The organism is Sulfitobacter sp. 1A13353 (assembly GCF_043557255.1).
In the GTDB taxonomy this organism is placed as follows: domain Bacteria; phylum Pseudomonadota; class Alphaproteobacteria; order Rhodobacterales; family Rhodobacteraceae; genus Sulfitobacter; species Sulfitobacter faviae.
Genome location: NZ_JBIFFS010000008.1, coordinates 204,626 through 218,282, shown reverse-complemented (window position 1 = coordinate 218,282; position 13,657 = coordinate 204,626). Strand labels below are relative to the sequence as shown.

Annotated in this window: 14 protein-coding genes and 18 tRNA genes; 2 read left to right on the top strand and 30 right to left on the bottom strand. The window is 55.6% G+C overall.

What is annotated here, in order from left to right; translation table 11 throughout:
- Positions 1-235: 235 nt before the first annotated feature.
- Positions 236-493, bottom strand: a complete 258-nt coding sequence (locus ACGYLO_RS18910; RefSeq protein ID WP_394377173.1) for a hypothetical protein — start codon at positions 491-493, stop codon at positions 236-238.
- Between the two features lie 101 nt (positions 494-594).
- Here ACGYLO_RS18910 and ACGYLO_RS18905 point away from each other — a divergent pair, with 101 nt between their 5' ends.
- Positions 595-1,143: an exonuclease domain-containing protein gene (locus ACGYLO_RS18905; RefSeq protein WP_394377172.1), complete on the top strand. Its 549-nt coding sequence runs from the start codon at positions 595-597 to the stop codon at positions 1,141-1,143.
- On the opposite strand, the gene ACGYLO_RS18900 is transcribed toward ACGYLO_RS18905, so the two are convergent.
- From ACGYLO_RS18900 to ACGYLO_RS18865, 8 genes are all read right to left on the bottom strand, one after another.
- A complete protein-coding gene (locus tag ACGYLO_RS18900) occupies positions 1,140-1,586 on the bottom strand; it encodes a hypothetical protein (protein WP_394377171.1) in 447 nt (148 codons plus the stop codon). The genes ACGYLO_RS18905 and ACGYLO_RS18900 overlap by 4 nt on opposite strands.
- A complete protein-coding gene (locus ACGYLO_RS18895; RefSeq protein WP_394377170.1) occupies positions 1,586-2,017 on the bottom strand; it encodes a GatB/YqeY domain-containing protein in 432 nt (143 codons plus the stop codon). Before ACGYLO_RS18895 ends, ACGYLO_RS18900 begins: the two co-directional genes overlap by 1 nt.
- A gap of 32 nt (positions 2,018-2,049) precedes the next feature.
- A tRNA-Arg gene (locus ACGYLO_RS18890) sits at positions 2,050-2,127 on the bottom strand.
- 12 nt (positions 2,128-2,139) lie between these two features.
- A tRNA-Arg gene (locus ACGYLO_RS18885) sits at positions 2,140-2,215 on the bottom strand.
- 64 nt (positions 2,216-2,279) lie between these two features.
- A tRNA-Met gene (locus ACGYLO_RS18880) sits at positions 2,280-2,356 on the bottom strand.
- A 74-nt stretch (positions 2,357-2,430) separates the two neighbouring features.
- Positions 2,431-2,709 (bottom strand): hypothetical protein, encoded by a 279-nt coding sequence (locus tag ACGYLO_RS18875; RefSeq protein ID WP_394377169.1) that lies wholly within the window; start codon positions 2,707-2,709, stop codon positions 2,431-2,433.
- 85 nt (positions 2,710-2,794) lie between these two features.
- A complete protein-coding gene (locus tag ACGYLO_RS18870) occupies positions 2,795-3,211 on the bottom strand; it encodes a hypothetical protein (RefSeq protein WP_394377168.1) in 417 nt (138 codons plus the stop codon).
- 305 nt (positions 3,212-3,516) lie between these two features.
- On the bottom strand, positions 3,517-4,158 hold the full coding sequence (locus tag ACGYLO_RS18865; protein WP_394377167.1) for a hypothetical protein: 642 nt from the start codon (positions 4,156-4,158) through the stop codon (positions 3,517-3,519).
- Positions 4,159-5,219: 1,061 nt separating this feature from the next.
- Here ACGYLO_RS18865 and ACGYLO_RS18860 point away from each other — a divergent pair.
- A complete protein-coding gene (locus ACGYLO_RS18860) occupies positions 5,220-6,785 on the top strand; it encodes a calcium-binding protein (RefSeq protein ID WP_394377166.1) in 1,566 nt (521 codons plus the stop codon).
- 61 nt (positions 6,786-6,846) lie between these two features.
- Here the strand turns inward: ACGYLO_RS18860 and ACGYLO_RS18855 are convergent.
- The 21 genes from ACGYLO_RS18855 to ACGYLO_RS18755 form a co-directional block, all read right to left on the bottom strand.
- Positions 6,847-6,922: transfer RNA gene (locus ACGYLO_RS18855), tRNA-Arg, on the bottom strand.
- A gap of 311 nt (positions 6,923-7,233) precedes the next feature.
- The gene (locus ACGYLO_RS18850; RefSeq protein ID WP_394377165.1) at positions 7,234-7,458 is read right to left on the bottom strand and encodes a hypothetical protein; all 225 of its coding nucleotides are present in this window, start codon (positions 7,456-7,458) and stop codon (positions 7,234-7,236) included.
- 261 nt (positions 7,459-7,719) lie between these two features.
- Positions 7,720-8,112 carry a hypothetical protein gene (locus tag ACGYLO_RS18845; RefSeq protein ID WP_394377164.1) on the bottom strand — a complete coding sequence of 131 codons (393 nt, stop codon included), beginning with the start codon at positions 8,110-8,112 and terminating at the stop codon, positions 7,720-7,722.
- Between the two features lie 29 nt (positions 8,113-8,141).
- Positions 8,142-8,435 (bottom strand): hypothetical protein, encoded by a 294-nt coding sequence (locus ACGYLO_RS18840; RefSeq protein ID WP_394377163.1) that lies wholly within the window; start codon positions 8,433-8,435, stop codon positions 8,142-8,144.
- A 219-nt stretch (positions 8,436-8,654) separates the two neighbouring features.
- A tRNA-Gln gene (locus tag ACGYLO_RS18835) sits at positions 8,655-8,728 on the bottom strand.
- A 189-nt stretch (positions 8,729-8,917) separates the two neighbouring features.
- Positions 8,918-9,007 (bottom strand) — tRNA-Ser (locus ACGYLO_RS18830).
- A gap of 573 nt (positions 9,008-9,580) precedes the next feature.
- Positions 9,581-9,664, bottom strand: a tRNA-Leu gene (locus tag ACGYLO_RS18825).
- Between the two features lie 14 nt (positions 9,665-9,678).
- A tRNA-Val gene (locus ACGYLO_RS18820) sits at positions 9,679-9,756 on the bottom strand.
- Positions 9,757-9,841: 85 nt separating this feature from the next.
- A tRNA-Val gene (locus ACGYLO_RS18815) sits at positions 9,842-9,916 on the bottom strand.
- An 8-nt stretch (positions 9,917-9,924) separates the two neighbouring features.
- Positions 9,925-9,999 (bottom strand) — tRNA-Thr (locus tag ACGYLO_RS18810).
- A gap of 135 nt (positions 10,000-10,134) precedes the next feature.
- On the bottom strand, positions 10,135-10,554 hold the full coding sequence (locus ACGYLO_RS18805; protein ID WP_394377162.1) for an HNH endonuclease: 420 nt from the start codon (positions 10,552-10,554) through the stop codon (positions 10,135-10,137).
- A gap of 166 nt (positions 10,555-10,720) precedes the next feature.
- Positions 10,721-10,804 (bottom strand) — tRNA-Leu (locus tag ACGYLO_RS18800).
- Between the two features lie 14 nt (positions 10,805-10,818).
- Positions 10,819-10,894 (bottom strand) — tRNA-Thr (locus ACGYLO_RS18795).
- Between the two features lie 422 nt (positions 10,895-11,316).
- Positions 11,317-11,392 (bottom strand) — tRNA-OTHER (locus ACGYLO_RS18790).
- Positions 11,393-11,445: 53 nt separating this feature from the next.
- Entirely contained in the window at positions 11,446-11,862 is a 417-nt protein-coding gene (locus ACGYLO_RS18785; protein WP_394377161.1) for a hypothetical protein, read from the bottom strand.
- 103 nt (positions 11,863-11,965) lie between these two features.
- Positions 11,966-12,042, bottom strand: a tRNA-Val gene (locus ACGYLO_RS18780).
- A 91-nt stretch (positions 12,043-12,133) separates the two neighbouring features.
- Positions 12,134-12,210, bottom strand: a tRNA-Ile gene (locus tag ACGYLO_RS18775).
- 147 nt (positions 12,211-12,357) lie between these two features.
- Positions 12,358-12,434 (bottom strand) — tRNA-Lys (locus tag ACGYLO_RS18770).
- A gap of 181 nt (positions 12,435-12,615) precedes the next feature.
- Positions 12,616-12,689: transfer RNA gene (locus ACGYLO_RS18765), tRNA-Gly, on the bottom strand.
- A gap of 51 nt (positions 12,690-12,740) precedes the next feature.
- Positions 12,741-12,815: transfer RNA gene (locus ACGYLO_RS18760), tRNA-Lys, on the bottom strand.
- Between the two features lie 92 nt (positions 12,816-12,907).
- The gene (locus tag ACGYLO_RS18755; RefSeq protein WP_394377160.1) at positions 12,908-13,585 is read right to left on the bottom strand and encodes a hypothetical protein; all 678 of its coding nucleotides are present in this window, start codon (positions 13,583-13,585) and stop codon (positions 12,908-12,910) included.
- Between the last annotated feature and the right edge of the window lie 72 nt (positions 13,586-13,657).

The window sequence follows — 13,657 nt, the reverse complement described above, 5'->3', positions numbered from 1 at the left end:
CGGGGTTAGCCGTCCTGATTTGGGTCAGGGGACCGACGGAGGAACTTCAAAGCGACCAGGCAGACCATCGAGCTCAGCACCAAGGCGGGGCCCTGACCAGGACTGGCGCCTGGCCAATCCCTGCTTGCCGGTTGAGGTGTGGTGTGCGCTCATGGCGACCTCCTCTGAAGCTTTCGGGTACATCAAGCTTCACCCGCGCAGACGAAAACACGAAGAAGAAACTTCGCAATGATCATCACCAATAGTAAGAGTGTGGCTTTTTACCCAATGGCCAGGCAATCCCATCAGGGTCAGCACCGCGAAGGATCGCGCGCTCAAGACGGCGCTGTTCGCGGCGTGTCGGGCGGATATGAAACATCATGTTATGCCCGCTCGAACAGCTCGAGTAGAGGCGATGCACGTTATCTTCGCCACCAAGGCGACGGACCATGTGCTTATAATCGGACATCCCGAGGTCTTTCGTCCGCGGGCGTTTGCGTTTGTAGTGGGCCATCTTGGCCTCCATAGGTTGTTGCTACCTACATGGCGGTCTCCTTTCATCTGATTGGTTTTCGCAGTATACTCGATGCACCGAACAAGTCATGGAAAACAGGCATGGAAATCAAGGTCAGGGATCTTTTTTACATCGATTTCGAGGCTTCAAGCCTCTCAGCTGAGTCCTGGCCGATCGAGATTGGCATCGCCTGGATCGAGGGCGCCAGCGTGCAGTCCTGGTCGACATTGATCAGGCCGGATGCATCATGGGATCTCGAGGATTGGTCAGCGCAGTCCGCAAAGGTCCACAATATCCCCTATGAAGAAGTCATGGCTGCGCCCCGGGCGATTGATGTGGCGCATGAGGTGAAGGCCCGCTTGGAGGGCAAGACACCGGTCAGCGATAATCCTGAATTTGAGACGCGGTGGATGGCCAAGCTGCTGAAGCTCGCCGACACCCCTTCCCCCGAGTTTCTGGACTATGATCTTCTAGCCCATTCAGCCTGCCATAATCACCCGGCCGCTCTGGACCGGGTCTATGAGAGGCTTGAGCGCACACGCGTGCCGCATCGCGCCGGGAAGGATGCGGAGCGGCTCGCCAAGGGCATCCTGAGGGGTTTGAAGGTGATGCGGGAAGGCGAGCCCTCCACGGCACCAGATCCGGCCTAAGAAGCCGTCTCATCACCCAGCATGATGTCCAGAACATCTGATAGCTCCGCAGAACGGGCGACCGCCTCTTCATGGGCACGCTGCCGCGCAACCTCCATCTCTGCAGGATGCCGCGCGGGATCGTAGTCCTCTGGATCAGAACCGACGATTTGCACCTTCATTTCGAAGCTATCTGGCATGGGGCCGTTGAGCTTGAATTGATTTTCAATGCGTTCATACATCTCTGGCGGCAAATGATCCTTGAGACCTTCACAATACCCGACAGCGGAGTACCATACTGGTTCAGCTTTGTACCCTCTGGGTCGGCAGATGTAGTAGAAGTCCCATTCCGTCCAGCCGACCCCGTGAAGAATAGCCAGATCAGACCCGTAGACGAGGACCACCTGCCCAAAAAGCGGGCGGGCCTTTTCGGCAAGCTTATCGAAAGTGAGGACGTTGTCCATCAGGCCAGCAACTCACGGACGATGGCGGAGGCAGTCTTGCCATCATGGAGACCGGCGCGCTCATCTTTCAGGGCAGCCATGACCTGGCCCATGTTGGCGCCCCCATCAATCTTCTCCTGGGCAAAAGCCCGGAGCTCATCCTCGGTCATCTGCTGAGGCAGGAACTCTTCCAAGAGAGCCTTCTCGGCCCGCGCCGCGGCTGCAGCGTCATCCTTGCTGCGCGCCTCGTAGAGAGAAATGTTCTCATCGACCTTCTTCAGCGTTGATTTGATCTCGGCGATCACCTCGGCATCAGTCAAGTCACGCGGCGGCTTCAGGGTCTTGGCGCGTGTTTCCATCTCACCCTTCAAGGTAATGAGCGTGGCTGCCTGCGGAGATTTCGCCTTACGCAGCTCAAGGCTCCGGGCTTGGATTTTAGAGAGAAGCGTCATTCGAGTAGGCCTTCCTTGTTAACTTGCGAATTTGGCGATCCGGGCGGGATTCGAACCCGCACTATCAACCGCTTAGAAGGCGGCTGCTTATCCAGTCAAGCTTCCGGACCGGGTGTGTTTTTTGGTGTCCCGAGGTGGATTCGAACCACCGACTTCCCCTTTAGGAGAGGGGCGCTCTATCCACTGAGCTACCGAGACAAATTCCTGTTATTACAGACATATACGTAGCATGCGGGATGCAATAGGTATATTGCGAAAAAAATGGTGGGAGATGTTGGACTCGAACCAACGACCACGAGCGTTATGAGCGCTGAGCTCTACCAACTGAGCTAATCTCCCGTTGCAAAAAGAAATACAACGCTCCCTGCGAATTTGCAATAGGATAGGAAATAAAATTACCTATGTTCGGCTGATTATCTTAGACGCAGCTTATACCGGTCTTCAGACCAGCCAAGCTTTGAATCGCGGACTTCGATCTCCACGAAGTCGATATCACCGTCAATCAAGACCCCCGATAGGGATCTGGTACGGGTGCCTGACCTGTCCTGGGGCATATGCATTTCCCTAACACCGATCTCACGACCTGAGGGGTCGAGAATGCGCCATGCAGTGACGTAGTCATCCCAACCCTTATCCTCATGGGTGATTGTAGCTGTGAAGTCCCATAGATCACCGTTACGCTTGGCGCTCACAGTGTCGATCACCGGCGTCTCAGCGAATGCAGATGAAGCCTGGAGTCCAAGCGCTGCGATTACTGCCAGCTGAAGAATATGCATATTATGCGGGCTCCGGTGTTTCATTCATCAGCTCGTCAACATCCATAAGGATGCTGCGCATTTCTTCAAGTGGATGATCATCTGTATTCTCAGCGTCATCTGGCGTCTCATCACTGACCACCACCATAAGCTCATCCATGATTTTTAATGGATCGCTGACATCTGTTTGCTCCAGAGCACCGCTGGTTGACTGCCATTGTACTTGAACCTTACCCTCTACCTCAGGATAGGCGTCGAAGATCTCTTTGAGGACCTCTGCTGGCACGCGGTCCGACTGAATGGTGCCCGCATAGATCGCATGCGCATTGGCGTCGATTTTATTGACAGCCCAACCATCATGCGCGCCGGGCTGGCAACGTTCTGTCCCATTGACCGGAAAGACCTGAAGGTATGATCCGTTGTGCTTCGCTTCTGACATTTTGAATTCCAATTACTGCTTGAGCTGACCATAACCCAAGTGCGAGAAATGCCAAGACTACATTATCAGGTTAACCACTTTAAGCCTATTCCTGTTGGACCGCCTGGCTTGCCAGGATCAGATCAACCACAACAACGGAGCGCGGATCGACCGAGGATTGGTAGCCGGTTTCGCCATGCTCAACCCGAACCCTTTTAGGGCTGACCGAGACCACCTGCATAACACCCTGTTCGAACCCCGCATGACTGTTGTGCGCACTCCAGAGAACACGCGAACCGACGCTGACCTTCTGACCCAGGCAATCCCTATGCATATTCACGCTCCTCAATGTGGAACTTAGTGGCGGCCTTCAGATCCCACTGGAAACGATCTTCCAGAATGGACTGTACCTTATCGCACTGTTCCGGACGTGTCTGACGCACCGAGGCATTGGTTTTCTGGACCTTTACGCCAAGGCGTTCATAGAGATGGACTGCCTCTTTAATGTCGATGAGTGTCACCGGCCCCAAGTCCGGCCGCGCCCAGCGATACTGGCTTTTGCGCGCGATCGGCGTTTTCTCCATGACATTATAATAGGGCAGAAAGGTCCCATCGTAGTTGATCGGATCAGTGAAAACCTCGAGGCTATCAGCCAGCCAGTCGGCGAAGGGTCGGTCCGTGTCATTGCGCAGGCGCTCGATCCAAGCTGCGCTGGCGCCGCCACCGGGCTTCGAGGTGGGGCGAAAATCAGTCATATAGTTATAGATCGATACCATCCGGTCAAACGGATCCCGGATCAGGCAGTAGATATCCCAGTTCTCATAGCCAGCTGGGATCCCCGGCCGCTCCATGTGGCGATATAGCGTGATGGCCTTTGGATAGGTTGCCTGTACCGCGTCGCGCAGCGCTGTCGAGCCGGTCCGCGGCGGTTGAATGATGACGCTCTGGATTTCTGGCACGATCAGCATGATAAATTCCATTCAATATAGCATTGCGAAAAGTATTATGTCGCACCATTCAGCGGCGCAAGGTTTGCACCGCGATAATTAGGTATAAGGCCTGCCGATGTGCTGTTACGCCAAAGACCTGTCTTCCTCTCCCGGATCTCCACCCCTGCAACACCAGGCAGATGATCCGGGAAGGACCCTGGTGCGTTTTTTGCAGGTTTCCGGCGAGGTGACACAATGGTGACCTCACTGGAACTCGGGTACGATACCTCCACAGGTTCAGCTTAGGCGGGCTGACTGCCGTGGGATTAACGCCCCGGTGATGAAAGAGGGGTCACTCTTTAAAGGATGGCTGCTCTTAAGCCTACCTGCCGGTGGTTCCCTATATGCGCTTCACCATAAAGCGCGGATGATGCCATACCCATTCCCAAGCATCTTTGCGGCCACCAATACTTCCTTCAAGGTCCGCTCCCCTGCTGTGCGCCGTATAAAACAAAGCGCCCCTGATTTTTAACGCCCCTAGCAGATGAGGCGATCCTGAGGCGATCATCGCATCAGGATGACGTAGAGGTAAGGCCTGAGCCACACACCTCTAGTTGGTTCGATCTCTCGACCTCCGCCCTTCGACAGCCCCCTGTCTCCAAGCACCTTCCAAATCCAGAAGGCGAAGCGGCCGCTAAACTTTAGCCGAGAGATCTGAGGGCAGAGGCATCCTGAAGTCTATTCAGGAAAGTGTGCCGAGGGGAGCGTCCTCCCTGCCCTTTTCGTGACCATCACGCCTTGCAGCATCACGGCCTTAACTGGATGCCAGGCTAACAGTTGCCTGGCGCGGGAGGGTTACGGCTCCAACCGAGGCTTCAAAGGTCTTGAGACCTCCAAAGAAATGCCCTGTGGGTTTCCTAGCAGGGTTGCTCCTGCGAAAAAACAGAGAACGTCATGTTATCCACAATTCAGATTTAGCACCTCACAGCCCGATAAAATAATGGGTTCCAGAGATAGATGTGGAAAACCTTTATTGGGGATTTGCATGGTGAAACAGTTGCGATGATTGTTGCGAAAAGCAAAACAGCGGGATCAAGCAAATGCAATTTCTCTTCGCACTCCTCGGCCTTCTTGGTGCTATTGGCATGGCCGGCGGCGGCGGCTCAAAAGACAAGGATGAGCCCTCCTCTCCAGATGAGCCGAGTACACCCGATCAACCGGATGAACCTGAAACTGGACCTGATGGCCCCGCTGAAGATCGGGACCTTCCCGAACCACCAAATGAAGAAGACATCTGGGGTTTTTACGAGGTAGGCACAGAAGCGGACGACCGCCTTACCGGATCGGCGTTCGAGGATGTTCTGATTGGCGGCGGCGGTGAAGACAAGATCAACGGCTATAGCGGTGATGACTACCTGTCCGCCATGAACGCCACCGGCCTCACCGGCATCTATGGGCAAGACGGCAATGATACGATCATCGGGTCGGTCCCAGGTGGCGGCCAGATCCATATTGGCGCGGGCGACGGTGATGACCGCATCATCATGGATCTGACCAACGACGAAGGACGCCAAGGACACCATGTCTATTCTGGCCGCGGTGAGGATCGTTTCGAGTTTGAGAACATTGATCAGATCAATTCGCCCGTTATTGGCCGGCTTGATGATTTTGACGCCTCGCGCGACAAAATCTTCATCGAAGGCGAGGAGATCGACCTCACGGCGCCGCCCGCCGGTGTGGATGTTGTATCTTATATGGACGAACAGTGGCTGCGCATCGATGACAAAGCGCTCTATGCCCTTGAAGGTGCCTATAATGGCGGATCGATGCAGCATTTTGCGCCCCTACCCGATGACATGTCTCAGCTCGAAGTCGTCGACTGGGTGGACCAGAAGAATCTCGTGTCCAAAGACGAGGTCAACGTGGAGGAACTCTACCTCAATGAGATCGAGGTTCTGGGTCAACATGGTGTCGGCACCGAGGGCGATGATTGGATTTTTGACGAGCAGCTGAACGGTCACAACAACCCGACCTCCGACCCTATCGAAGGTGTCGACCATACGGATTTGGAGGGCAGTGCCTCGACCTACATTCTGGCAGGCGCTGGCGATGACGTCGTCGACGCGGGCAAGGGTTTTGACACCGTCTATGGCGGCGACGGCAATGACTATATCGCCGGCGGTATCGATGATGACCAGCTTTTCGGCGGGGCTGGCAATGATGTCCTCTTTGGTGGGTCAGACAACGACTTGCTCTCCGGCGGTCGCGGTGACGACCGCCTTGAGGGTGGCACCGGAGATGACACGCTGATCGGCGGTGCCGGCAAGGATGAGATGACCGGTGGCGATGGCGCAGATACCTTCGCTTTCGAAGCCGGTGACCTGAAGGTCTGGTCTGATCTTGAAGGCAGCGACGCCGAGAAATACGCCCAACTCGATGTCATCGAGGACTTCAAAATTGGCGAGGACAGCATTTCCTTTGGCGATGACATGGGAGTCAGCGAATTGAGTGATCTCTCAATCTGGCGCGTCGACATCGAGGATGAGGGCATGTTTGCCGTCCAGATCCGCGACACCGAAGAGCGCTTCCTGGTCAATGCTGATGACGATGAGGGTGATGATGAAAACTGGGGCGACATGAGCGACGAAGAAAACTTCATCTTCTAACGCCGCACACAGATGCGAAAAACGCCCCGCATTTTCAGTCTGCGGGGCGTTTTTGTGTGTTTGGCGCCCTGACCAGGATTCGAACCTGGGGCCCTCGGTTTCGGAAACCGATACTCTCTCCACTGAGCTACCAGGGCAGAAAACTGCACAGCAGTTTTTATGTGTAGCTCAGATCGGCAGCACCTCTTTAGAGGTGCGAGAGATCACTGAGCTATCAAGGCAGGCTCCTGAATACATTCAGGACCAATGATAGCGTAACCCGGCAGTGCATTGTGAAATGCACGTGCCAGCGATATCGCATTCATGCGATACGCGTCGCTCCAACGAGTTTCCTTCGGAAATCTCTGGGAGTGGGAGAGCTACCAGGGCTGAAACTGCACAGCAGTTTTTATGGGCAGCTCAGCCCGGCAGGATGGTCGTATAACCATCCGAGAGGGGAGCTACCCGTTTAGGCGATATGCCCGCGGCTGTCCTCACGGTAGCGCGCGACTGTCTCATAAGTGACCTGACGCATCTCTGAGATAGTCTCCACCGAGCGGACGGCGACAGCGCGTGTCCAATTGGCGATACGGGCCGTCAGACGGCCGCCCTCCTGAGAGATATTGAAGTCCAGCGCCCCATCGAGTGTGCCGCGCACAGAAGTATTATCGATATGCTCAATTTTCAAAGCCATGTTTTTCTTCCTTTATGCCAACGCGAACCGGATTGTCCGATCGTCGGCGCGTTTCTTTTTGTAGGGCACGACGGATATAAGATGGCTGTTTCTGACAGCAAATGCTGCCAGTACAGTCCAAACTTCTCCGCAGTGCCGGGAGTGTTGAGGGGGCAAAGCTATGTCCAGTATCCTGCCCGAGGCAGTATTTCGAACGGCATTACCCGGGATTGCCACTTGGCGCGCCCTTTTGGCGTCATGCTACAAGTGGTTGATGCGTATTTAAGCTACCGCCTCTGGAAAAGCAATGCCTGCTTTTTCGCGTTGCTCTTCCATCCATGCTACATCCCCTTCGAGATCCACCTGAACGATCAGGTCAGCCTCAGTGAAGACCTTGGAAAGACAGCTCTCGAGGTCTGCCTTGCTGGCATCGAGCGGACGCGCACAATGCTGCGCGACCTTGCGCAGCTTGTCATGCAGTCGCGCCACCTTTGCGCGCTCCCGCTCGAGCTCGGAAAAGCTGTCGTAGTAACGGGTTTTTGCGCGAAGCTTCGCGAGCTCCTTCTCGAGCCCGTCAGGCGTTACTTCTGGCGCCAGGCTGATGCGCACGCTGTCTGCCCCGATGGCGACGCGGTGATTTTCGATGACATCATCGAAGGTCTTCTCTGTATGCATGATGATGCCTCCTGTTGTGAGATTTGGGTTTAGGTCGTTTCTGGCAAAGGAGTACCTGCTTTGCGGCGAGCATCCTTCATCCAGGCAATGTCGACATCGAGATCAATATCCGGGACCTCAATGTTGTTGTCGTCCAGTTCCTGGCGTAGGCGAGCAATCTCGGCCTGGGCGCGCTCAAGCTTGGTAAAGCCCGCGTAGACATCCATCTGCTTCATAACAGTTCGGATGCTGTCGGCGAGAGCATCGGGTCGTGTATCAATTGGCATTTCCGTGCCCTCCTTTTCATTGAATTGGCTACCCACCAGGGTTTCGACCTGCGACATGGTCGCCCTGATCGCATGCGCTTTCGTGCTTCCTGTCGCTTCGAAACCCCTTGCGGGTCGTCGCAACGCTCCCCCGGAGCGTTTCTTGCAATTGGCTGCCCACCAGGGTTTCGAGACGGCGACATGGTCGCACCGATCGCATTCGCTCTCGTGCTCCCTGTCGCTTCGACCCCCTGTAATAGGTGCATCGCAACGCTCTGGGTGAGCGTTGCGATCAAATGGCTGCCCACCAGGGGGTCGAACCCCGATCTCAAGATCCAGAATCTCGTGTCCTACCGTTAGACGAGTGGGCAAAGTGGATGCGATGGCGCATCCGTTGTTCGGTGGACGGCCCGGCAGTGCCGGGCCGTCATGCTGTCCAGGAACCTTCTCCAGAGCACCCTCTTGCCCTAAGGTCTTACAGGGGATTTTTCCAAATCGGCTCGCAAGATAAAGCCAGCCCGTCCGCCACTACGCGCTCCACGGTCCGGCCAGCAATCTCATGGCGGATGGCAAGGGATTCGAACCCTTGGAACCCTTACAGGCTCTCCAGCTTTCAAAACTGGCGCATTTGACCGCTCTGCCAGCCATCCGTATTCGTCGATCATCGGCACGAGCCCGGTGAGGACCGGTGCGTGGTGCCACCCACCTTCCCGGTCTGCTCTCCACTCATCCGTTACTCCCGGAAGCTAACCGGTTCCACGAGAAGCCATCACCCGGGCTTGGCAATTCCCGGTCACTGGCGTTGCAGAGCCTCCCCAGGTCAGCTTAACAGGCCTTCCTATAGCCCACCGGACCCGTGCGGATGATCGATTGTGTTTGATGCCACCCACTACATGGCGTCCGATACTGGCCTCTTACAGGCACGGCCTCAGAAAAGGCGCGGCGTGGACCCGCAGGACATCCTACTTCATCTTTAACGACCTCAGGGCATATGTGAGGTCGACCGCCGGGCCGCATCATGACGTGCGACACAGGCTGTTCTAATCTGCATAGCTCGGAGGCGCTCTGCTGCGCGCTCAGCGCCTTTGGAGGTCGTTGTTGCCCACCCGGTGGCTCTGGCGGCCACCGGGCGCTACGGGCGCTCCTTGAGCCTCTGCGCAGGGGTTGCCTGCAGGCAGCAAGGATCCGGATCACCCCCGAAGGAGCTTCCCCGATGCTGTTGTTGGTACCAGTGGCCGGACTTGAACCGGCACGCCTTGCGGCAGGAGCGTTTGAAACTCCCATGTCTACCATTCCAACACACTGGCATCTCTTCATAAAATGGTGCGACCGCCTGGATTTGAACCAGGGGCTTCCTGCGTGTAGGGCAGGCACTCTCCTGCGGCGCCCTCACGGCCGCCGCGTCCTGAACTTCATTCTCTCCCCCGGAGAGAATGATCGCTCCGCGACCGCTTAGAACCCACTGAGTTACGAGCCCATGAATTTGGTGCGATTACCTGGGCTTGAACCAGGGGCCTCCTGCGTGTCGGGCAGGCGCTCTACCGCTGAGCTATAATCGCGAAACTGATGGTGCCGGACGAGGGACTCGAACCCACGACCTGCTGTTTACGAAACAGCTGCTCTCCCACTGAGCTAGTCCGGCATTGAAGATGGCGTACCATCTTCTCCGGACAGCTCAGCCCGGCAGGTGATCCATGCGCATTGCGCAAACTGGATCACTGAGAGGGAAGCTAGTCCGGCAAAGCCAGAGCTATGTCTCTGGCAAACTAGATAAATTCTACGGCATTTCGGTGGTGATGAATGTCCCATCATAGAGCACCCCTGCTCTTTGCAGGATCTTACGTGCTCCATGATCATCGAACAGCGGCCCCGGCCGGCGCCGGCCGCCCGGCAGGATCTCGTTGCCCCATTTGTCGTAGGTCTGATCTGCAGCGAACCCTTCGGGCAGCACCGGATCATCGATCCCGCAGGCCGCGCGGATTTCTTCGACTGAAAGCACCATCATCTCTGCCTTGAGATGGCACTGCGAACAGAGGGAGGATCCGTTCGACAGATAATATCCGCCGTCCGCAAAGAGTTTTCGCTCGAGGATGTGATGGGCGTCCACCGCTGGGGCGCCGCATGTCACGCATATATTGCGATCGCGCTTGAAGACGCCCTCCCGGAAACTATCGCGGTCGAGCAGCTGGTCTGTCATGGCGCTCCCCTTTTGGTCTTGCCGGTTGAATTGGTCGCAGGGCTCAGACGGTAATGAGCCGCCCCTCCGGAGATTGCTGGCCGCCCTGCTCTGCCATACTTCGCGCCGGCCCCGCGGGTCTCGACGCCGCGGGGTATCGGCGGGTTTCAGGCATTCTCTTTGTATTTGGTACCGGTGACCGGATTCGAACCGGCACTCCTATCGGAAGGGGTTTTTAAGACCCCGATGTCTACCATTCCAACACACCGGCATGATTGCGAATAATGGTGCCCCCACCAAGGTTCGAACTCGGGACATCTTGATTACAAATCAAGCGCTCTACCAACTGAGCTATAAGGGCATGAAGCTGCACAGCAGCTTTAAATTGTAGCGTCACCCGGCAGTGCATCGTAAGATGCATGAGAGGGAGAGCTACAAGGGCATTCACGCTCATTGAGCGTGAAAATTAGAGCTCAGGTCGGCAACACCTTGCAAAAGGTGTGAGAGACAACTGAGCTACAAGGGCATAAAGCTGCATCGCAGCTTTAGAGTGGAGCTCAGCCCGGCAAGATGGTCGCATGACCGTCTGAGAGGGAACTGAGCTATAAGGGCATGAAGCTGCACAGCAGCTTTATATTGTAGCGTTACCCGACAGTGCATCGTGAGATGCATGAGCCAGTGATATCGCATTCATGCGATACGCGTCGCTCCAACGAGTTTCCTTCGGAAATCTCTGGGAGAGGGAGAGCTATAAGGGCATTCATGTAAAGAACGCATTGTCTATGGTTGCGCAGGCTGGAATTGAACCAGCGTAGACAGATTTATGAGACCTGCCGGGGACAACAACACCCACCGCGCGTGCAGAAGGCCCCGGACGGGGTCGCCTGCAGACATGGTGTAACCAATGAGCTCTCACATTGCGTAGCTAGGTTCGATTTCCAAAGCGCGTAGCTTGGCTCTCCTACTCCGCTCTAAAGCAGCGGTCAGCCGGGCAATGTTATCGTTTCCAAGAAACCTACGCGCATCCATCGCGTTATCGCTTGTGGTATTGCCACGCAGGACAGGGAGCGCACCGCTGCGGTGATTTGCTTGATCAATATTCCGCAGAAAGTAGTCGAAACACCCCTGTAGGCCACTCACCTTGCTGGCGTCCACAAACTGTTGGCGATGATCGCCATTAAGGGTCAGGAATACCGCCCCTCGATACACGATAGAAGTGGTCTTCGACCGTGGATTTGATATCGAGGCATTCAAGCTCACCTGGAAAGATCCGCGGTCAATTACAGCGTTCAGCGCAACACCACCTTCAGCTGGCTTTTGTTTTCTCATGAACATCGAATTCTTCTCCGAGCGGATAAATCTGGAGGCGCACTCCATAAATTCGAGAATGCAGTGAACATTGCGAAAAAGCCAACAGGCGGGCTGATTGAATTGGTAGGTCCTGATGGATTTGAACCATCGACTTTCTCCATGTGAGGGAGGTGCTCTACCGGGCTGAGCTAAGGACCCATGAGGTGTCGCATGGCGACCCGACGGTCCTTGGCGTAACCCGGCAGTGCATCTGAAGATGCATGAAAGGGAAAGCTAAGGACCCCAAATTTGGTTGTCCCACCTGGAATCGAACCAGGCACCTCAGAGTTATCAGCTCTGTGCTCTAGCCAACTGAGCTATGGGACAGTGAATATCCTGGCGGCAATGATTTACGACCTTTGCTCTTACCTCCTGGAACGGTCAGGCGGGCGGCCAGGTATCTTCACATCGGAACTGCCCGGCTATCCGGGCACCTCGGAAGTGAAATCGACGCCTTTTGGTGAGCAAAAGGCTTGGAGAACCGTCTGAGATTCGAACTCAGGATCAGAGATTAAAAGTCCCTTGCTTTAGGCCAACTAAGCTAACGGTCCGGTATGTTTAAAAGGGTCTTCACCCCGTTTTGCGCCTGCTGCGCGGATCTCATCCTGTCGCATATGGCCTCCTCTTTTGATGTTTGCGATTTTGGAGCCGGCAACCGGAGCGACCCGGAGCATCATGAATGCCAGAGCTTCATTTCCCGCCGTGGACAGAGCTCTTAGCCGGCAGTGTATTTGGAGCGGGCGACGGGAATCGAACCCGTATCGTAAGCTTGGAAGGCTTCTGCATTACCACTATGCTACGCCCGCGCTCGGCCGAGGCCGATCTGTTGCACAAACCCAATCTGGGTTGCGCGAAAATGGAGAACCCTCTCGGGATCGAACCGAGGGCCTGCTGATTAAAAGTCAGCTGCTCTACCACTGAGCTAAGGGTCCAAAAAGCCATCTCATGGCTTTGAACACTTAGCTCAGACCGGCAGGCGATCCGTCAGGATCTGCCGAGAGGTGAGCTAAGGGTTCATACCGCTTTACGACGGTGTGGTCGTATCAGTAACAGCGTCAGTTTCTTCAACTTCGGCTTCGATGGAAGCGATCATGTCCTCGAACAGACTGCAGGTGTTTTGGTCGAAGGCCGACAGGCGATCGCCGAAATCAGTACCAGCTGCAGAAAAATCAGGATTTTCACCGCCGATCTTGCCGAGGATCAGGCCTGCAAGAACATGCGCTTCGCCCATATCCCAAGCAAGCTTGGCATGTTGGCTGCCCCGGGCGCCCACGCTGATGACATTCGACCGCGTGGGGTCACTGCAGAGCCGGGCGCGGAATACCGCAATTGCCTCTCTATCCTCGTCACTGAGGGGCGCGGCAGGATCCGGAACGGAGCCACGAGCCTTCACGCATGCTTCATACATGCGCTCTGCGGCCATCTCGAAGACCTTAGCGTAGCCCTTGGCCGACATTTCATCCACAGAGTCTTTATCAAAGACCGATCTGAAGGCCTCCAGCGCGCCATTCTCGACCTGCAGATCGATGCAGGCGTCGCAGATGTGACCACCCACCGCGAGGGATTCAGGCGCCGGGGCGACCCAGACTAGCTTGGTCTCATCGTATTTCGTCGACCCATAACCGCCATGGACATAATCGCCATGATGCGTGTTGTCCTGGTCATGATCTTTTCCGCAAACCTGGCAATCGTATTCGAACATCTTTTCTCCAATGCAGTGTTTCTTCTACAATAAGTGGATGTCTCGGACTTCGCCATATGCCATGCGAAATAT